This window comes from Nonomuraea sp. NPDC049421, from assembly GCF_040677005.1.
In the GTDB taxonomy this organism is placed as follows: Bacteria; Actinomycetota; Actinomycetes; order Streptosporangiales; family Streptosporangiaceae; genus Nonomuraea; species Nonomuraea salmonea.
On the sequence record NZ_JBFAQA010000022.1, the window covers coordinates 80,150 to 99,097 of the forward strand.

The window sequence follows — 18,948 nt, forward strand, 5'->3', positions numbered from 1 at the left end:
GGCATGATCGGCTTTGGCGTCGCGCGCGGCGCGTGAGAAGGTGCGGTATGCCCGAGCATGACCCGTCGCCGGAAGTCATGAGCCAGCTCGTCCAGAGCATCCGCGATCCCGCCATCCTCATGCTCGACCCGCACGGCGTGGTCCTCAGCTGGAACGCCGGCGCCGAGCGCATCACCGGCTACACCGCGGGCGAGGCCGTCGGCGCCCACTTCTCCCTGTCGTACCCGCCCGCCGGGGTCGCGGCAGGCGACCCCGCCCGCGCTCTGGCGGCGGCCGCCTCCGGGGGCCGCTGGGAGGAGGAGTGCTGGCGGGTCCGCAAGGACGGCACCCGCTTCTGGGCCGGCGTCGCCATCACCGCCTTGCGCGACGCGGCGGGCGCCTTGCGCGGCTTCGGCGAGGTGACCCACGACCTGACCACCCACCGCACCCCCACTGGGCCGCCCGGCGAGCGCGAGGTGCTGGGGGCGCGGCTGGCGCAGGCGCAGGAGCGGGAGCGGCGGCGGATAGCCTCCGGGGTGCACGACGACACCATCCAGTCCATGGTGGCCGTCGGGATGCGGCTGCGGTCGTGGGGTGCGAGCCTGCCGGCCGAGCAGGCGGCCACCGTTCGGGCGCTCGACGACGACGTCAACGCCGCCGTGCTGCGCCTGCGCGACCTCGCCTTCGCCCTGCGCCCACCCGCCGAGGGCCTGGTGGACAGCCTGGCCGGCTACCTCGAGCGGGCCATGCCCGCCGCGGGCCTCACCTACGAGCTGCGCCACGACCTCGACGCCGAGCCGCCCGGCGAGACCGTGCTCGCCGTCTACCGCATCTGCCAGGAGGCGCTGACCAACGTCCGCAGGCACGCCGCCGCCCGGCACGTCACCGTCACGCTGCGCTCGCTGGGCGCGGGCGTGCACGTACGCGTCCGCGACGACGGCGCCGGCCTGTCCCCGGCCGCCACCGAGCCCGGCCACTTCGGGCTGATCGAGATGCGCGAACGCGCCGAGACCGCCGGCGGCTGGTGGACGATCCTCGGCCCGCCGGGGGCGGGCACGACGGTCGAGTTCTGGATCCCCACCCCACCACCGGCCCGCCACACCTGACCTCCCGCATCCCTGCCGCCTCAGACCGGATCCGCCGTCCCGGACCCGCCGTCGCCTCAGACCGGATCCGCTGTACCGGACCCGCGGTCGCCCTCGATCAGAGCCGCCGTTCCGGACCCCCGCCGCTGCCCCCGATCAGGGCTGAGCGGGGTTCTCGCCGCCGTTGATGAGGGCGTTCGCCTGGCGGGCGATCTCCCATTCCTCGTCCGTCGGGATCACCAGGACGGCGACCTCCGCCCCTTCACCCGAGACGGCGCGTTCGGCGCCCGAGGGGGCTTCGTTGCGCTCCCGGTCCACAGCGATGCCGAGGCGGGCGAGGCCGGTCAGGGATTCGGCGCGGGTGGCGGGGTCGTTCTCGCCGACGCCGCCGGTGAAGACGACGGCGTCCACGCGGCCGAGCAGCGCGTAGTACGCGCCGACGTACTTGCGGATGCGGCGGGTGTAGACGGCGAGGGCCAGGAGCGCGTCCTCGGCGCCGGACCTGGCGCGGGCGCGTACCTCCCGCATGTCGCTCGACCCGGTCAGGGCGAGCAGGCCGCCCGCGTGGCCGAGCGCGTTCTCGGCGCTCTCGGCGTCCATGCCGTCCACCCGCGCCAGGTAGCCGGGCAGCGCCGGGTCCACGTCGCCTGAGCGGGTGCCCATCACCAGCCCTTCCAGCGGCGTCAGGCCCATCGAGGTGTCGAGGCTGCGCCCGCCCGAGAGGGCCGTGGCGCTGGCGCCGTTCCCCAGATGCAGCACGATCAGGTTCAGATCGGACAGGTCGCGGCCGAGGAAGGCGGCGGCGCGGCGGGAGACGTACGCGCAGGAGGTGCCGTGGAAGCCGAACCGCCGCACCCCGAGCCGCTCCCGCCACTCGCGCGGCACCGCGTACGTGTACGCCTCGGGCGGCAGCGTCAGCTGGAACGCCGTGTCGAACACCGCCACCTGCGGCACAGAAGGGAACGCCGCCCGCGCCACCCTGATCCCAGCCAGGTTGACCGGATTGTGCAGCGGCGCGAGCGGCGCCAGCTCCTCGACGGCCGCGATCACCCCGTCGTCCACCAGGACGGCCCGGTCGAACCGGGCGCCGCCGTGCACCACCCGGTGCCCGACCGCGACGGGATCGAGCGCGGGACCGGCGGCCGCGAACGCCTCCATCATCGCCGTCAGCCCCTCGTCGTGACCCGGAAAGGGCCGCTCCCGCACGTACGGGGGACCGTCGCCGTGATGGTGGACGAGCCGGCCGCGCTCCTCGCCGATGCGTTCCACCAGCCCCCTGGCGGGGCGCTCCCGGCTGGCCACGTCCACCAGCTCGTACTTGATGGACGAGGAGCCGGTGTTCAGGACGAGAATGTGTCCGGCCATGTCCACGACCTGATCTCCGCCGGATCCTCGCCGTGCTCCCGCGTGTACGCGCGGGCCCGCAGCCGCTCGTCGCTCATCAGCTGGCGCAGGTGGGCGGCCTTGCTGCCGAGGCCGGGCACCCGGTCGACGACGTCCATGACCAGGTGGAAGCGGTCGATGTCGTTGAGCATGCACATGTCGAACGGCGTCGTCGTCGTACCTTCCTCCTTGTAGCCGCGCACGTGGATGTTGTCGTGCCCGTGGCGGCGGTAGGTGAGCTGGTGGATCAGCGACGGGTAGCCGTGGAAGTTGAAGATCACCGGCCGGTCCACGGTGAACAGCGTGTCGAACTCGGCGTCCGGCATGCCGTGCGGATGCTCGGACTCCGGCTGCAGGCGCATCAGGTCCACCACGTTGACGACGCGGACCTTCAGCTCGGGCAGGTGCTCGCGCAGCAGCGCGGCCGCGGCCAGCGTCTCCAGGGTCGGTACGTCGCCCGCGCAGGCCAGCACGACGTCGGGCTCGCTGCCCACGTCGCTGGAGGCCCACGGCAGGATGCCCAGGCCGCGCGTGTTGTGCGCGATGGCCTCGTCCATCGTGAACAGGTCGAGCACCGGCTGCTTGCCCGCCACGATCACGTTGACGTAGTCGCGCGAGCGCAGGCAGTGGTCGCCGACCGACAGCAGCGTGTTGGCGTCCGGCGGCAGGTAGACCCGCACCACCGACGCCTTCTTGTTGATGACGACGTCGAGGAAGCCCGGGTCCTGGTGGCTGAACCCGTTGTGGTCCTGCCGCCACACGTGCGACGACAGCAGGTACGTCAGCGACGCCACCGGCCGCCGCCACGGGATCTTCTGCGACGACTCCAGCCACTTGGCGTGCTGGTTGAACATGGCGTCCACGATGTGGATGAACGCCTCGTAGCAGTTGAACAGCCCGTGCCTGCCGGTCAGCAGGTAGCCCTCCAGCCAGCCCTGGCACAGGTGCTCGCTCAGCACCTCCATGACGCGGCCGCCGGCGCAGAGGTTCTCGTCGGTGGGCAGCGTCTCGGCGTTCCACGCCCGGTCGGTCACCTCGAACACCGACGACAGCCGGTTCGACGCCGTCTCGTCCGGCCCCATGAGCCGGAACGTCTTCGGGTTGGCCGCGATCACGTCGCGCAGCAGCCCGCCGAGCACCCGCGTCGGCTCGCTCGACTGCGTGGCCGGCGCCTTGACCTCGACCGCGAGGCGGCGGAAGTCGGGCAGCCGCAGTGGCTCGAGCAGCTCGCCGCCGTTGGTGTGCGGGTTGGCGCTCATCCTGCGCTCGCCGCGCGGCACCGTCTCCAGGATCGCCTCGACCGGCTTTCCGTCCGCGCCGAACAGCTCCTCCGGCCGGTACGACCGCATCCACTCCTCCAGGAGTGCCAGGTGCGTGGCGTTCTCGCGGACCTTGGCCAGCGGCACCTGGTGCGACCGCCATGTGCCCTCGACCGGCAGCCCGTCGACCTCGCGCGGTCCCGTCCAGCCCTTCGGCGTGCGCAGGATGATCATCGGCAGCCGGCCGGCGTCGCCCGCCTTGTACGCGGCCAGCTCGTCGAACGCGGTGTCCAGCGTCCCCGCCATCTCCTCGTGGTCGGGGCCCACCAGGTGGGGGCGGTAGCCGTACCCCTCCATGAGTTTGATCAGCTCGTCCGTCGGGATGCGGGCGAGGACCGTCGGGTTGGCGATCTTGTAGCCGTTCAGGTGCAGGATGGGCAGCACCGTCCCGTCGCGGCGGCGGTCGAGGAACTTGTTGGAGTGCCAGCTCCCGGCCAGCGGGCCCGTCTCGGCCTCGCCGTCGCCGATGATGCAGGCCACGACCAGGTCGGGGTTGTCGAAGGCGGCGCCGTACGCGTGCGCCAGCGCGTACCCCAGCTCGCCGCCCTCGTGGATCGAGCCCGGCGTCTCCGGCGCGACGTGGCTCGGGATCCCGCCCGGGAAGGAGAACTGCCTGAACAGCCGGCGCATGCCCGTGACGTCCTGCGACACGTCGGGATAACGCTCGGAGTACGACCCCTCCAGCCAGGCGTGCGCCACCGCGGCGGGACCGCCGTGACCCGGCCCCGCGATGTAGATCATGTCCTGGTCCCGCTCGCGGATCACCCGGTTGAGGTGGGCGAAGCAGAAGTTCAGCCCCGGCGTCGTCCCCCAGTGGCCGAGCAGCCGCGGCTTGATGTGCTCCGGCCGCAGCGGCTCGGTGAGCAGCGGATTGTCCAGCAGATAGATCTGCCCGACGGACAGGTAGTTCGCCGCCCGCCAGTACGCGTCGATATGGTCCATGCTCCTGCTGCTTCCACCACAGGATTGCCGCAATCCCCCCGGAAGGCGAATTCCACTGAGCTGCTAAAGACTCCGCTGCGCCATGCGCGGAATCAACCGCGCGGGGTACACGGTTACGGGACGATGGGACCAGGCATGATCGGCTTGGCGCCACGAGGTTTGGCGACACGAGGAGGCAAAGCGTGAACGGCGACATCACCCAGAGCCAGGAGTGGGCGGCCCTGGGCAAGCACCACGAAGAGCTGGCGGGCAGGCACCTGCGCGAGCTGTTCGCGGACGACCCGGGCCGGGCCGGGCGCATGACGGTGACCGCCGGCGACCTCTATCTCGACTACGCCAAGCACCGCGCGACGCAGGAGACGTTCGACCTGCTCACGGCGCTGGCCGAGCGGGCCGGGCTGCGCGAGCGCATCGACGCCATGTTCCGCGGCGACCACATCAACGTCAGCGAGGACCGCGCGGTCCTCCACGTCGCGCTGCGCCTGCCGCGCGGCGCCGAGCTCGTCGTCGACGGGCAGGACGTCGTGGCCGACGTGCACGCCGTGCTCGACAAGATGAGCGACTTCGCCGACCGGGTCAGGTCCAAGGAGTGGAAGGGCGCCACCGGCAGGCCCATCGAGACCGTCGTCAACATCGGCATCGGCGGCTCCGACCTCGGCCCCGCGATGGCCTACGAGGCGCTGCGCGACTTCGCCGACGCCGGCATCACCGCCCGCTTCGTCTCCAACATCGACCCGGCCGACATCACCGGCAACCTCGCCGGCCTCGACCCTGCCACCACGCTGTTCGTGGTCAGCTCCAAGACCTTCACCACGCTCGAGACCCTCACCAACGCCAGGGTCGCGCGCCGCTGGCTGGTCGAGGCGCTCGGCGAGGAGGCCGTCGCCAAGCACTTCGTGGCCGTCTCCACCAACGCGGCGAAGGTCGAGGAGTTCGGCATCGACACCGCCAACATGTTCGGCTTCTGGGACTGGGTGGGCGGCCGCTACTCCTACGACGGCGCCATCGGCCTGTCCCTGATGATCGCCATCGGGCCCGAGCGCTTCCGCGAGATGCTCGACGGCTTCCACACCATCGACGAGCACTTCCGCACCGCGCCGTTCAAGGCGAACATGCCGGTGCTGATGGCCCTGCTCGGCATCTGGTACACCGACTTCTTCGGCGCCGAGACCCGCGCCGTGCTGCCCTACAGCCAGCGGCTGCACCGCTTCCCCGCCTACCTCCAGCAGCTCACGATGGAGTCCAACGGCAAGTCCGTACGCGCCGACGGCACCCCCGTCACCGCCACCACCGGCGAGATCTTCTGGGGCGAGCCGGGCACCAACGGCCAGCACGCCTTCTACCAGCTGCTCCACCAGGGCACCCGGCTCGTGCCCGCCGACTTCATCGGCTTCGCCGAGCCCCACGAAGACCGCGAGGGCATGCACGACCAGCTCACCGCCAACCTGCTGGCCCAGACCTCCGCGCTGGCCTTCGGCAAGACCGCCGACGAGATCGCGGCCGAGGGCACCGCGCCCGAGATCGTGCCCCACAAGGTGATGCCGGGCAACCGGCCCACCTCCACGATCCTCGCGCCCAAGCTCACCCCGTCCACGCTCGGCCAGCTCGTCGCCCTCTACGAGCACATCGTGTTCGTCGAGGGCACCATCTGGGGCATCGACTCCTTCGACCAGTGGGGGGTCGAGCTGGGCAAGAAGATGGCGCTCGACCTCGCGCCCGCGCTGATCTCCGACGCCCCGCCCACCTCCTTCCCCGACCCCTCCACCGAACAACTCATCCGCCGCTACCGCGCGCTGCGGGGAAGGCGCGTCTGACATGAACGCCACGGGGGAGTCCGCGACACCGGCCACATCCGTCCCGCCCGCCGCGGCGGGTGCGGCGCCAGGCAAGGAGTCCGGTGCGGCGGGGGCGCTGGTGCTGTTCGGCATCACCGGCGACCTCGCCCGCAAGATGCTGCTGCCGGCCCTCTACCGCCTGACCGCCGGCGGCCGGCTCGACCTGCCGATCATCGGCGTCGCCAGGACCGACCTCGACCTCGACGGGCTGCGCGAGCACGCCCGCGAGGCGTGCGGGGGGCCGCGCGACGCCGCGTTCGACCGGCTGGCCGGCAACCTGCGGCTCGTCGCGGGCGACTACCGCGACCCCGGCACCTTCGCCCGGCTGGCCGACGAGGTCCGGGGCAAGGGCTTTCTCGTCCACTACCTCGCGGTGCCGCCCGCCCTGTTCGCCCCCGTCGCCGAGGGGCTGGCCGGGGCGGGCCTCAACCACGACGCGCGGCTCATCGTGGAGAAACCGTTCGGCCACGACCTCGGCTCCGCCCGCGCGCTCAACGACCAGCTGCTCCAGCACTTCGACGAAGACCACCTGCGCCGGGTCGACCACTTCCTCGGCAAGGAGCCGGTCGAGGACCTCCTGGTCTTCAGGTTCGCCAACATGCTGCTGGAGCCCATCTGGAACCGCTCCTACATCCGCAGCATCCAGATCACCATGGCCGAAGACTTCGACGTACGCGACCGGGGCGCCTTCTACGACGCCAACGGCACCGTCCGCGACGTCGTGCAAAACCACCTGCTGCAGCTCCTCGCCCTGCTCGCGATGGACCCGCCGCCGTCCACCGACGCCCGGGCCACGCTCGACGAGAAGTGGCGGGTGCTGCGAGCCGTGCAGACCATCGACCCGGCCGACGTCGTACGCGGCCAATACACCGGCTACCTCGACACCGACGGCGTGCGCCCCGGCTCCACCACCGAGACCTACGTCGCCCTGCGCGCCCACATCGACAACTGGCGCTGGGCCGGCGTGCCCTGGTGCATCCGTTCCGGCAAGGCGCTGCCCACCACCGACCTCGAGGTCGTCGCCGAGCTGCGCCGCCCGCCGGTCACCATGTTCAGCGACGCCCACGCACCCGGCAGCCCCAACCTCATCCGCTTCCGCCTGCAACCCGACGCCGGCGTCACCTTCGACCTCCTGGCCAAGGAGCCCGGCAAGCAACACACCCGCCCGGTGCCGGTCAGCGTCGACTTCACCAAAGAGCTCGGTCCGATGGACGCCGCCTACGAACGCATCCTCGCCGACGCGGTCAGCGGCGACCCCCGCAGGTTCGCCAGGTTCGACCTGGTGGAGGAGTCCTGGCGCATCGTCCAGCCCCTCCTCGACCTGCCGGAGCCACCCTTGCCGTACGACCCCGGCACCTGGGGCCCCGCGCCGGCGGCGGACATCGCCCCGGGCGGCTGGCACAAAATCTCCACCACCTTCGACTGACCCACGACGTCGACCGAACCACGACGGGCGCAGCGCGCACGGGCACACCCTTGCGAGGACCGTCCTCGTGAGGGCGGTCCGCATGGGGGCCGTCCGTGCCGCGCTCGACGGGGCGACGTCCGGGGGTGACGATGGGGTCATGGACCTCATCGAACTGGTCGAGAAGTCGAAGGACGCCGCGACGGTCAGCCGGGTCTTCGGCGAGCCCGTCCGGCACGGCGACATCGTCGTCATCCCGGTCGCCAGGGTCGCTCAGGGCGGCGGCGGAGGGCAGGGCCAGGGCACGGGCGAGAAAGGCGACGAAGGCGGCGGCGGCGGCAGCGGCGGCGGCTTCGGCTACAGCGCCACCCCTGCCGGTGTCTTCGTCCTGAAGGACGGCGAGGCCCTGTGGCGCCCCGCGATCGACGTCAACCGCATCGTCATCGGCGGCCAGTTCGTCGCAGTAGTCCTGCTCTGGACCCTGCGCTCCATCCTGAAACGCCGCCGCCGCAAGCGCTGACCCGACACCCCCGCCGCCAACCCCTCAGAACGCCGGGTCCACGGTGACAGACCTGCACTCCCACCGAGACCCGGCCGAAACCGGACCCCGCTCTCAAGAGCAACCTCCGACCCCCACGCCTCCACTCCGCACCTCAGCCGAACAGGCCCACCCCTCGGGCCGAAGACCGGCGAGACCACCCTGCCTCCCGCTTCAAGGCCGGCGGTGCCGGTTGCTTTCCGAGGGTTGGCGAGGTCGGTTTCGTTGTTCGGGGCTCGGTGAGGTGGGTCCTGTCGCCTTCCGGCGGTGTGCTGCCGGCTTGCCTTATCGGAGTCGGACCGGCTGGCTTCGTTGGCCCGAGGTGGGTGAATGAGGCTGGGCAGCGGGTGGGGTGGTTGGAGGGGAGGTCGTAGGGTGGGCGGGTGACGGCTTTGGGGCAGGTTGTGGCTTTTGGTGGTGTGGTGGTGCTCGGGGCGATGTCGCCTGGGCCCGACTTCGCCGTGGTCGTGCGGCGTTCGGCCGTTTCCGGGCGCGTGCACGGGATGGCCGCCGCTTCTGGAATCGCGGTGGGTGTCTTCGCCTGGGTGGTCGCCGCAGCCACCGGGGTGGCCGCGCTGCTCGCGGCGTCCGCCGCCGCCTTCACCGTCGTCAAGGTGGTCGGCGCGGCCTACCTGCTCTATCTCGGCGTACGGTCGCTGGTCGCGGCCTGGCGCGGTGGCGGCACCCTGCGGCTGGACGTCCCGGACACGGGCAGGCGGGGGCCGGGGGCCGCGTTCATGGAGGGCTTCCTGACCAACGTGCTCAACCCGAAGGCCGCCCTGTTCTTCGTGGCGCTGGTGCCGCAGTTCATCGGAGCCGGGGCGCCGGTGGCGGCGCTCTCGGTGGTGGCGCTGGTCGGCACGGTCGCCTGGTTCCTGGTGGTGGCCAACGTGGTGGGAGCCCTGCGCGAACTGTTCGCCCGGCCGAACGTACGCCGCGCGGTGGACGCCCTGACCGGCGTGGCCCTGGTGGGCCTTGGTATCAAACTCGCCACTTCCACCCGCCCCTGACCGCGCAACGCGAACGCGCGGTGTGGTGCGCGCGTTCGCGTCATGCGGGGCTGTGTCGTTCGCCCAGCCCGTACGGCTTGTGCGTCAGGCGATGGCGACGCCTAGGAGGTGGCCCAGGCCGAAGGTGACCATGGCGGCGCCTACGCCCAGGGCGAGTTGGCGTAGGCCGCCCAGCCACCATGGCCGGGCCGTCAGGACCGCTACGACCGCGCCGAAGCCGAACAGGGCGATCACACTCACCAGCAGCGCCACCATCAGCCCGGACGCCCCGAACAGGAACGGTGCCAGTGGCACCAGTGCCCCGGCGGCGAAGGCGCAGAACGACGAGCCGGCGGCCACGTACGGGGACGGCAGGTCGTCGGGGTCCACGCCGAGTTCCTCGCGGACGTGCACCCGCAGCGCCTGCTCGGGGTCCGCGGACAGGCCGTCGGCCACCCGTTCGGCCAGCTCGGCGTCGAGGCCCCGTGAGCGGTAGAGCGCCACCAACTCGGCGCGCTCGCCGACCGGGTTGCGGGCCAGCTCGCGGCGCTCGACCGCGATCTCCGCCCGCATCAGCTCGGTCTGGGACTTCACGGACGTGTACTCGCCGGCCGCCATCGAGCACGCACCGGCGAACAGCCCCGCGAACCCGGCCAGCACCGCCCCCTGCCCGGCCCCCGCCGCGCCGACCACTCCGGCGATCAGCGCGAAGTTGGACACGAGCCCATCCATCGCCCCGAACACCGCCGGCCGCAGCCATCCACCGGTCACGTCCCGGTGGGTGTGGTGCTGCTCGGGAGAGTGCGGACGAGCGAGCTCGATCGTCATACGTTTTCCTCCGATTTCGGATCTCTCATGAAAAATGTGGCATATGCTCCACAAGATCCGCAACGAAGGCGAGCCTTGCCTGACCTGCGGTGTTGACGGGCTTTTCGGTGTTCCGTGCTCGCCCGGTCATGGAGGGTGACATCGCTCCAACCGCCCATCAGTGACCGCTCCAACCGTCCCCCCTACATCGGGGTCATCGGTGGTCGGTTCGACTGTCCATCGGTGACCGCTTCAACCGTCCATCGGCGGCCCTCGGACGGTGCCGGACGGCCCTGCGAAGGGGTCACGGCGCGCGGCTGGTGAATGCCCGATTTCGACGTGCGGCCGCGGCCGCCAGGTGCCGGGTACGGGTGACGCCCCCGCACCCGAAGAACGAGGCTGCGGACCTGACGTGTCAGGCCCGCACCCGAAGAAGGAGGCTGCGGACCTGAGGTGTCAGGCGTGGGCCGGGGTCGGGGCCGGGGCTTCAGTCGTGGCGGGGTGGATGAGGGTGGCGCATTCCTCGATGGTCTCCTCCAGCAGCCTGCGGAGCAGGGCGTCCGGGTCCTGGATGCAGGCCTGGACGATGCCCACCACCGCCAGCTGCACCGCGTTCGGAGCGGCGTAGCGGCGGAAGCCCTTCTCCGTGATGCGGGCGGCGCGGCTGAAGCGGCGGGCCTGTTCGGCCGCGTGCGGGACCTCGGCCATCGCGCGGCGGCTGCGCTCGCTCATCCGTCCGGACGGCGCCCCGTCGAGGCGGGCGAGCATCTCCTCGGCCGCGAGCACCGAGACGGCCAGCGCGAGCTGGCGTTCGGCGGCGGCGACCGGCAGGGCGGTGGTGGCGCAGCGCAGCGCGATCTGCGCGTCCACGCGCAGGTCGTCGCTGTTCAGGCCGATGATGGACGGTACGAGATGGACGAGCTTGGCCCGGTTCTCGTCGTCGGTGTTGTCGTTGACGAGCCTGGCGAGCGCGGCCAGCAGCGGATGTGTGCAGGCCGGGTGGTCGCTCCAGCGCTCGCCGGCCAGGTAGGAGGCGAGTTCCATGAAGCAGGCACCGCGTTTCGGGTTGCGATGCCTGCCTCGGGAAAGGACCGGCAGGTGATCAAGGTGATTGTCCACGGGTGCTCCACTGCTCCACGCGATCGCCGTCTATCCAGTCTGCGCCGTCGTGCGGCTCAATGCCAGTGATGCGATGAACGTTCCCTCTACCCCGTACGGCCACACTCCAACGCGGATGAACCACCCTTTACGGCTCCACGAAGACGGCGACCGTGCGGGCCGGAATGGTCAGCGTGCCGCTGTGCGGGTCGTACGACGACGACCGTACGACCGGATCGGCCGACTCCGCCTGGACGGGATGGAGCGTGACGTGCGAACCGGCGGCCTGGGCCTGAGGTGACGGCGTGGCGTTGAAGACCACCGTGACCGACCGCCACCGCTCGTCCAGGCCCGAGGTGTCGATGCGCATCGTGATCACTCCCTCGGCGGACTCCGGGAACGTCAGCCGCCGCCGCACCTCCTCGGCCGTCCCGAGCGCGAAGGCCGGCGTCGAGGACCGGATCCGCAGCAGCTCGCCGACCATGGCGCGGGCGGCCCTGATGTCGGCGGGACCGGGCCGCAGGGAGGGGTCGGCGAGCAGCGGGCGGGCGTACGGCCAGCGGGCCTCGTTGTCGCGCCGCGGCGGCAGCCCCGCGCCGAAGCCGTTGCCCTGCGCGCAGTCCCACAGCAGCCGGTTGAACCAGTCGCCGGAGTCGTAGGAGTTGCGGTCGAGCGACTTCGAGCGCAGCCGCTCGCTGCCCGCGTGCAGGAACGCCATGCCCTGCGCCAGCAGCACCACGGCCAGCGACAGCACCTGCATGCGCACCCGGTCGGCCATCGGCGTGCCCTGCGGCAGCTTGTACGCCAGCGCGTCGTACAGGGTCTCGTTGTCGTGCGCGTCCACGTACGCGACCGCCTCGCCCGGCGCGGCGGTGTATCCGGCGGGCATGCCGTTGTACCAGATCTCCGAGCCCGCCCGCCCGGACGGCAGCACGTAACCGGCCAGGGCGCCGGTGAGCCCGACCTTGATGAGCTCGCAGTAGCGGGCCAGCCGCTCGCGCTGCTGGTCGGGGCCGCCGTTGACGGGGGCGCCGTTCGGTGCGCCGGCCAGCCCCGAGCCGAACCCCTGCACGCGCGGGTCGGCGTCGAAGGGGGCGCCGCCACGCACCGCGTCGCGCAGCCGGTCGTTGAACGTCGCGATGCCGGTGCCCGCCAGGTTGGCCTGAGCGGCCTGCACGAACCTGGCGTCACCGGCCACCTCGCCGAAGCTCCACCCCTCCCCGTACAGGATGATCGACTTCCCGTCGACCCCGTCGGCGGCGGGCGTGAGCGCGTCGAGCGCGCGGCGGACGGCGAGCAGGTTGGACTTCGGGTGGTGGCCCATGAGGTCGAAGCGGAAGCCGTCGACGCGGTAGTGGCGGGCCCAGGTGACGACGGAGTCGACGACGAGCTTGCCCATCATGAGGTGCTCGGGGGCGGTGTTGGCGCAGCAGGTGGAGGTGGCGAGCGAGCCGTCGTCGAGCAGCCGGTGGTAGTAGCCGGGCACGATGGGGTCGAGCACGGCGGTGGAGTGGGTGTGGTTGTAGACGACGTCCATGACGACGCGCAGCCCCGCATCGTGCAGCGCGGCCACCATGGCGCGGAACTCGCGGACGCGGGCGTCCGGGTCGGTCGCGTACGAACCCTCCGGCACCGTGTAGTGCAGCGGGTCGTAGCCCCAGTTGTAGGAGTCGGTGCCGGCGGTGCGGGCCACGATCTCCTGCTGCCGCTCGGAGTCGGGCGGCAGCGCGGCCAGCTCGCCGGCGGGAGGCTCGGTACGGTCCTCGCGCCGCTCGGGGATGGTCGCCACGTCGAACACCGGCAGCAGGTGCACGTGCGTGACCCCGTCGGCGGCCAGGGCGCGCAGCTCGCGCGTCCCGTCGGAGTCGAGGGCGAAGGCCGCGTACGTGCCGCGCAGCTCCTCCGGCACGGTCGGGTCGGCGGCGGAGAAGTCGCGGACGTGCAGCTCGTAGACCACCGCCCGGTGCTGCGGCACCGGCGGCGGCGCGGCGTGCCGGTCCCAGCCGGGCGGTTTGAGCGCCGCCCTGGTCAGGCAGATGATCCTGCTGCGCCGGCCGTCGGCGGTGACGTCCACGCCGTACGGGTCGGTGACCTCGTTCGTCACCACCGCCCCCGCGTCGGGCGAGTGGACGGTCACCAGGTAGGTGTACTCCAGCCCCCACCAGGCGGGCGGCCCGTGCACCGTCCACACGCCGGTCTCGTCGTCGCGCCGCATGCGGTGCACCCGTCGCCCCGTGGGGCCGTACAGGGCCAGCTCGACCTTCCGCGCGGTCGGCGCCCACACCGCCAGCTTCGGGAACATCTTCCCCGACGGCCCCAGCACGGCGCCGGCGGCGGCCGCGTACAGGTCGTCGAGGACGCCGGGCAGCTGCACGCCGGTCACGGCCTCGACCCGGCCCTCGGGATCGCGCCGCACGGCCACCACCTGGCCGCGCAGCGCCTCAGGGACGAGGTCGGCGTCCTGCGGATCCACCTTGTACGCCGGATGCCCGGCCAGGTGCGGCCACCTGACGCGCTGCTGCCCGGTGAGCCTGCCCGGCATCAGCCGGATCAGGCAGGCCCCGCAGTCCTGCTCGCCGTGGCCCCACGGCACGTCGCCGGGGTGGAAGACCAGGAACGCCCCCTCCTGGCAGGCCGGCTCGCCCGGCCAGACCACGGTGTCGCGGTCGATCCAGTGCGCCCTGGCCTCACTGAGGCGCTCGTCGTTCCCCTCGGCAGGGCGCTCCTGCGGCGCTTCCCTGTCGTCGCGTCTGCGAATGATGTCTCTCAGGCTCTCCGCCCCCTCGCCCATCGGGCACCCCCGCACCCCCGTACGGACGCCACAGCGTCCTCGTTCCCACCTGAGCGGCGGTGAAGCGAAGCGCCCCGGAATACTCCTCTTTGCCATGTTTGCCGCAGCGTGACCATGACCGCGAACACGACCAGTATTTGACCAATCACAGTAAGTGATTAGATGCTGGGTTGGTGGACGGTTTTCTCGACGAGACCTGCGACGGTGTGACCGAGCTGCGCGTGCACGGCGTCTCGGGCACGCCGCCGTCCGGCATCCTCGCCCATCCCCACCCCAGGCTCGTCGCCGGCGACGGCACCACCGGGTTCTATCGCCGCTGGTGGGAGGGCGGGCCGCCGACCGGAGAGCACGCCGACGTGCCCGGTGTGCGTCACCGCGAGGCCTACGCCTGGGGCAACCTCACCTCCGGCGGGCGGGCCATCGCGCTGTGGCTGCTCCTGCTGCCCTTCTCGCTCGCCAACCTGGCCTACTTCATGCTCCCCAGACCCGCCGGGGCCAGGCGGCTGCGGCACGTGACCGAGGCGGGGCAGCGGCTGTTCGCGCTGCTGCTCACCGGCACGCTGGTCGGCGCGGTCACCCGGGTCGGCGTCGATCTCATCGGCTGGCAGTGCACCGCCTCCGGCCGGGCCTGCGCCGCCGACACCGCGCCCGTCTGGGTGCGGTGGCTCGCCGTCCTCTGGGGCGACGAGCCGTCCCGGCGGCTGGCGGTCACGTCGCTGCTGCCGCTGACGATCGTGGTCCTGCTGTGGTGGCTCGCCCGGCGCACGTGGCGCCGCGACGAGAACACCCGCCCACCGGACGGACCCGCCACCCCGCCTGCGGCCGGCGTCCCCGCCCCCCGCACCCAGACGGACGACACCCCACCTCCCGCACCGGCCGCGGGAGAGCAGCCGGGCGGTGAGCGGGTGGGGGAGCGGCCGGGCGGCGGCGCGCAGCCGGGTGCGGGGGAGCGGCCGGGTGGTGGTGTGCGGTCCGGCGGCGGGGTGCTGTTGGGGAGGCCAAGGCTGTGGCATGGCGGGGCGCCGGTGTGGCGGCTGCGGGTGGTGCATGTGGCCTTCGCCGTCGCCTCCATCGGGGTGGCGGTGGCGGCGCCGTTCTCCGGTACGGCCGTGGGGCTCGTGCTGACCGTCGCCAACGCCGCGATCCTGCTCGCCGCCGCCGTGCTGGTGACGTTGCCGTGCATCGCCCGCCGGGTCGATCCGCAGGCGGGGCGGCGTACGCCGGTGCTGCTCGACGCCTCGTGCCGGGCGTTGCGGGCGGCGGCGCCGGTGGTGTTCGTCGCCACCGCCGGCGCCGCGCTGGCGGGTCTGGAGCCGGGGGAGGGTGGCACGCTCGCCTGGCAACTCCCCGGTGCCGGCATTGGAGCGTTCCAGTACGCGCTCACCGTCGGCCTCGGGCTGTTCCTCCTGGTCACCACCTTCGCCCTGGCCCGCGCCGCCGAGGACGAGGAGGGCGGGCCGCGGGCGATGGCCGGGATGGCGGCCTGGTTCGTGCTCATGGTGGCCGTGGGCACCGCGAACGTGCTGGCGCTCGGCCTGCTGTTCTGGACCGCCGCGTTCTTCGGCGTCCCCGGCACCGCCGCCGAGCCGGGCCCGCTGGAGCGGGCGCTGCTGATCGACGACTCCGCCTGGTGGACGGCGGCCCTGGTGCCGCTGCTCGCGTTCGGCCTCCTCGCGCTGGCGGGCGTGCTCTGGCTGATCAGGAAGGCGGCGGCGGCCCGGCTGGCGCCCGCGCTGAAGCCCTACTACGGCGAGCGCGACGACGCGGAGACGGTCGCGAGCGCGTGGGCGCTGGCCGCGCTCACCGACCGGGCCGGGCTGGTGCTGGGCGTGCTCACCGCGCTCGGCGCGGCCGGATCGGCGGTGGTGACCGTGCTGCACCGGCTCGGTCCTTTCACCCCAGGAGGCGGCGTCTCGGGCCTGCTCGCCTCGGCGGGCGGCTGGGTCATGGTGGCGGCCGTGGTGACGCTGGTGCTGGTCGGGCGGCGTACGTACAGCGACGCCCGGCTGCGCAGGACGATCGGCATCCTGTGGGACATCGCCACGTTCTGGCCGCGCGCCATCCACCCCCTCGCGCCGCCCTGCTACACCGAGCGGGTCGTGCCCGAGCTGGTCGCCAGGGTCTGCAGGCTGGCCGCGAAGGACGGCGACCAGGTCGTGCTGTCGGGACACAGCCAGGGCAGCGTCATCGCCGCCGCCGTGGTGCTGCAGCTCGATCCGGAGACCCGGCGGCGCGTGCGGCTGCTCACGCACGGTTCGCCGCTGCGCCGCCTGTACGCCGCCTACTTCCCCGCCTACTTCGGCGGCAGGGGACTGACGGCGGTACGCGAGGCGGTGACGTGGTGCAACCTCTACCGCCTGAGCGACCCCATCGGCGGCCCCGCCTTCCGCCGCGTCGATCCCCTGGCGGGTGGTGAGCAGGACGCCGTCGACCGGTTCTGCTGGGACCCGCGCAGGCCCGGCCCCGGCGAGCCGCTGCCCGAGACCCGCCGGCACACCGCGTACTGGCTGGACCCGCTCTACGACGAGGCCCTGACCAGGCTCATCACCGTCGAGCGCGCCGTCTGACGGTCCCGCACTGTAGGGTGTCCCGCGGTCCGGAGTCGGTGAGCCATGGGGGCTGACGGTGCGGTGGGTGCTCTTCCTTGTGGTGCTGTTCGCGGGGTTATGGGTCACGCCTCCCGCTGCCGATGCCGCCCCGGAGGGCGGCAGGGTCGCCTTCATCGGCGTGCCGGGGCTGCTCTGGGACGACCTCGACCCGCGTGACACCCCGCGCATGTGGGAGCTGGCCGGGCAGAGCGCGCTCGGGTCGCTCTCGGTCAAGGCCGTCGGCACCGTCACCTGCCCCTACGACGGGTGGCTGAGCGTGTCGGCGGGCGTGCGCCAGGCCGTCGGCCGCCGCTGCGGCCTGCCGCCGGAGCCGATCGCGCAGGGCGCGGGCGCCGTCGTGCCCGAGGTGCCCGAGCTGCGCGCCACCACCAACGGCATGTACGCCGGCGCGCTCGGCGGCGCCGTGCACGCCGCGGGCCACTGCACGGCCGCCGTCGGCAGGGGCGCCGCGGTGGCGCTGGCCGACCAGCAGGGCAGGGTCGACCTCTACGCCTCAGAGCCCGCCGGGCTCTCCGACTGGTCGCGCTGCCGGGTGCTGGCCGTCGACGTCGCCGCGCTCGTGCAGCCCTACCTCGAGGACGGCAGGCTGCCGCAGGAGCCCGAGGTGATCTCGCCCGAGCAGCGCCGCGAGCTGGCCCGCCAGGCCGACGCCGAGGTCGGCGCGGCGCTCGACCGGCTGCCCGCGGACACCGAGGTCGTGCTGGCCGGCATCGGCGACCACGGCTCGGTGCCGCACCTGCGCGCCGTGCTGTGGCGGCGGGCGGGCACCGACGCGGTCACCGGCGAGGCCGGGCCGTCCATCGGGGCGGGCTCGACCATGCGCGACGACCTCGTGGTGCTGCCCGACATCACGCCCACCCTCCTGGGCGCCGCCGGCATCACGCCGCCGTCCGGCGTCGTCGGGGTGCCGTGGCGGCTCGGCGACCCCGTCACGCCCGCCGACCTGGTCAGGGCCGACGTGGCGGGGACCTCCGTACGCGGCATGACCGGCTGGTTCTTCACCGCCTACGCGATCCTCCAGGTGGCCTTCTACGTGGGGGCGTACCTCCTGCTGTCGAAGCGCCGCAGGCTCGCCCTGGTGGGGGCCGTCGCGGTCGTGCCGGCCTGCGTGCCCGTCGCGACGTACGCGGTGAACGTGCTGCCGTGGGACCGCAGCCCCTACCCGGTGGCGACGCTGATCGGCGCGGTGCTGGCCATGACGGCCACGATCGCCGCCGTGGCGCTGCTCGGCCCGTGGCGGCGCGACCCGCTCGGCCCGCCCGCCGCGGTCACCGCGATCACCGCGGCCGTGCTCGTGGCCGACCTGCTGACCGGCACGACGCTGCAGTTCAACAGCCTCATGGGCTACACCGCCGTGGTCGGCGGGCGCTTCTACGGCCTGGCGAACATCCCGTTCGCGCTGCTCGTCACCTCCGTGCTCATGTGCTCGGCGATCGCCGCCCAGCACCTCCTACGCGCCGGGCGGCGGCGCGCGGCCGTGGCGGGGGTGGTGGTGCCCGGCGTGGTGGCGATGCTGCTGGCGGGCTGGCCCGGCGTGGGCAGCGACTTCGGCGGCGTGATCGCGTTCGTGCCGGGCATCGCGGTGACCGCGCTGCTGGTCGCGGGCCGCAAGGTGTCGCTGCTGAAGCTGGCCGGGTTCTGCGTGCTCGGCGGGGTGGCCGTGTCGGTCATCGCCGTCCTCGACCACCTGCGCCCGCCGGCCGCGCAGACGCACCTCGGCAGGTTCGTGGGGATGGTGCTCGACGGCACGTTCCTGCCGATGATCGCGCGCAAGCTGGGCGCCATGCTCAACACCCTGCTCTCGCCCAACCTCATGCCGATCGTCATGGCCGGGCTGATCTTCCTGGTCTTCGCCGTGCTGCGGCCCGGCAAGGTGAGCGCGGGCGTGGTGCCGCTGGCGTTCGAGCGGCTGCCGATGCTGCGTGCCGGACTACTCGGGGCGCTGGCCAGCGGCGTCGTCGGCATGCTGGTCAACGACTCGGGGACGGCGGTGCTGTCCATGGTGGTGGCGCTGGCGGTGCCGCTGGTGCTGCACGCGGGCGTCCGGCTGCCGGAGCTGGCGGGGCAGGAGGAGGAGCCTCCGGGGGACGCCGTGGGGGAGCGCGTCGCAACCAAGATCTGAAATTTTCTTTTAGTTCATGCCAAAGCCTTGAAAGTTATAACCACGA

At 72.6% G+C, this 18,948-nt stretch carries 12 protein-coding genes; 7 read left to right on the top strand and 5 right to left on the bottom strand.

All coding sequences use genetic code 11. The features are described from left to right. Nucleotides 1–47 precede the first annotated feature (47 nt). Nucleotides 48–1,085: a PAS domain-containing protein gene (locus AB0K18_RS32300; protein WP_364921874.1), complete on the top strand. Its 1,038-nt coding sequence runs from the start codon at nt 48–50 to the stop codon at nt 1,083–1,085. 135 nt (nt 1,086–1,220) lie between these two features. Here the strand turns inward: AB0K18_RS32300 and AB0K18_RS32305 are convergent, their stop codons facing one another. Together AB0K18_RS32305 and AB0K18_RS32310 are read right to left on the bottom strand one after the other, a co-directional pair. After that, complete coding sequence (locus AB0K18_RS32305; protein WP_364921876.1) at nt 1,221–2,429, bottom strand: acetate kinase; 1,209 nt, start codon at nt 2,427–2,429, stop codon at nt 1,221–1,223. Further along, complete coding sequence (locus AB0K18_RS32310) at nt 2,405–4,708, bottom strand: phosphoketolase family protein (RefSeq protein WP_364921879.1); 2,304 nt, start codon at nt 4,706–4,708, stop codon at nt 2,405–2,407. The genes AB0K18_RS32305 and AB0K18_RS32310 overlap by 25 nt, the downstream gene beginning before the upstream one ends. Nucleotides 4,709–4,890: 182 nt before the next feature. On the opposite strand from AB0K18_RS32310, the gene pgi reads away from it, so the two are divergent. The 4 genes from pgi to AB0K18_RS32330 all read left to right on the top strand — a co-directional run bounded on the left by pgi (nt 4,891) and on the right by AB0K18_RS32330 (nt 9,496). Beyond that, complete coding sequence (gene pgi / locus AB0K18_RS32315; protein ID WP_364921881.1) at nt 4,891–6,522, top strand: glucose-6-phosphate isomerase; 1,632 nt, start codon at nt 4,891–4,893, stop codon at nt 6,520–6,522. Nucleotide 6,523: 1 nt separating this feature from the next. After that, nucleotides 6,524–7,969, top strand: a complete 1,446-nt coding sequence (gene zwf, locus AB0K18_RS32320) for a glucose-6-phosphate dehydrogenase (RefSeq protein WP_364921883.1) — start codon at nt 6,524–6,526, stop codon at nt 7,967–7,969. A 139-nt stretch (nt 7,970–8,108) separates the two neighbouring features. Beyond that, nucleotides 8,109–8,468, top strand: a complete 360-nt coding sequence (locus AB0K18_RS32325; protein WP_364921885.1) for a spore germination protein GerW family protein — start codon at nt 8,109–8,111, stop codon at nt 8,466–8,468. Nucleotides 8,469–8,890: 422 nt separating this feature from the next. Further along, a complete protein-coding gene (locus AB0K18_RS32330) occupies nt 8,891–9,496 on the top strand; it encodes a LysE family translocator (protein WP_364921887.1) in 606 nt (201 codons plus the stop codon). A gap of 84 nt (nt 9,497–9,580) precedes the next feature. Here AB0K18_RS32330 and AB0K18_RS32335 read toward each other — a convergent pair whose 3' ends face one another. The 3 genes from AB0K18_RS32335 to pulA all read right to left on the bottom strand — a co-directional run bounded on the left by AB0K18_RS32335 (nt 9,581) and on the right by pulA (nt 14,171). Continuing rightward, a complete protein-coding gene (locus AB0K18_RS32335) occupies nt 9,581–10,303 on the bottom strand; it encodes a VIT1/CCC1 transporter family protein (RefSeq protein WP_364921890.1) in 723 nt (240 codons plus the stop codon). A 435-nt stretch (nt 10,304–10,738) separates the two neighbouring features. Beyond that, the gene (locus AB0K18_RS32340) at nt 10,739–11,326 is read right to left on the bottom strand and encodes a hypothetical protein (RefSeq protein WP_364921893.1); all 588 of its coding nucleotides are present in this window, start codon (nt 11,324–11,326) and stop codon (nt 10,739–10,741) included. A gap of 202 nt (nt 11,327–11,528) precedes the next feature. Next, nucleotides 11,529–14,171: a pullulanase-type alpha-1,6-glucosidase gene (gene pulA / locus AB0K18_RS32345; protein WP_364921896.1), complete on the bottom strand. Its 2,643-nt coding sequence runs from the start codon at nt 14,169–14,171 to the stop codon at nt 11,529–11,531. Between the two features lie 173 nt (nt 14,172–14,344). Here pulA and AB0K18_RS32350 point away from each other — a divergent pair, with 173 nt between their 5' ends. Together AB0K18_RS32350 and AB0K18_RS32355 are read left to right on the top strand one after the other, a co-directional pair. After that, nucleotides 14,345–16,738, top strand: coding sequence for a hypothetical protein (locus tag AB0K18_RS32350; protein WP_364921898.1), 2,394 nt, complete (start codon nt 14,345–14,347; stop codon nt 16,736–16,738). 67 nt (nt 16,739–16,805) lie between these two features. Next, nucleotides 16,806–18,902, top strand: a complete 2,097-nt coding sequence (locus tag AB0K18_RS32355; RefSeq protein WP_364921901.1) for a hypothetical protein — start codon at nt 16,806–16,808, stop codon at nt 18,900–18,902. The last annotated feature ends 46 nt before the right edge of the window (nt 18,903–18,948 follow it).

Coding starts and splice junctions, on each gene's coding strand:
- AB0K18_RS32300 (WP_364921874.1), top strand. CDS start 48: ATGCCCGAGCATGACCCGTCGCCGGAAGTCATGAGCCAGCTCGTCCAG.
- AB0K18_RS32305 (WP_364921876.1), bottom strand. CDS start 2,429: ATGGCCGGACACATTCTCGTCCTGAACACCGGCTCCTCGTCCATCAAG.
- AB0K18_RS32310 (WP_364921879.1), bottom strand. CDS start 4,708: ATGGACCATATCGACGCGTACTGGCGGGCGGCGAACTACCTGTCCGTC.
- zwf (WP_364921883.1), top strand. CDS start 6,524: ATGAACGCCACGGGGGAGTCCGCGACACCGGCCACATCCGTCCCGCCC.
- AB0K18_RS32325 (WP_364921885.1), top strand. CDS start 8,109: ATGGACCTCATCGAACTGGTCGAGAAGTCGAAGGACGCCGCGACGGTC.
- AB0K18_RS32335 (WP_364921890.1), bottom strand. CDS start 10,303: ATGACGATCGAGCTCGCTCGTCCGCACTCTCCCGAGCAGCACCACACC.
- AB0K18_RS32340 (WP_364921893.1), bottom strand. CDS start 11,326: ATGGAACTCGCCTCCTACCTGGCCGGCGAGCGCTGGAGCGACCACCCG.
- pulA (WP_364921896.1), bottom strand. CDS start 14,171: ATGGGCGAGGGGGCGGAGAGCCTGAGAGACATCATTCGCAGACGCGAC.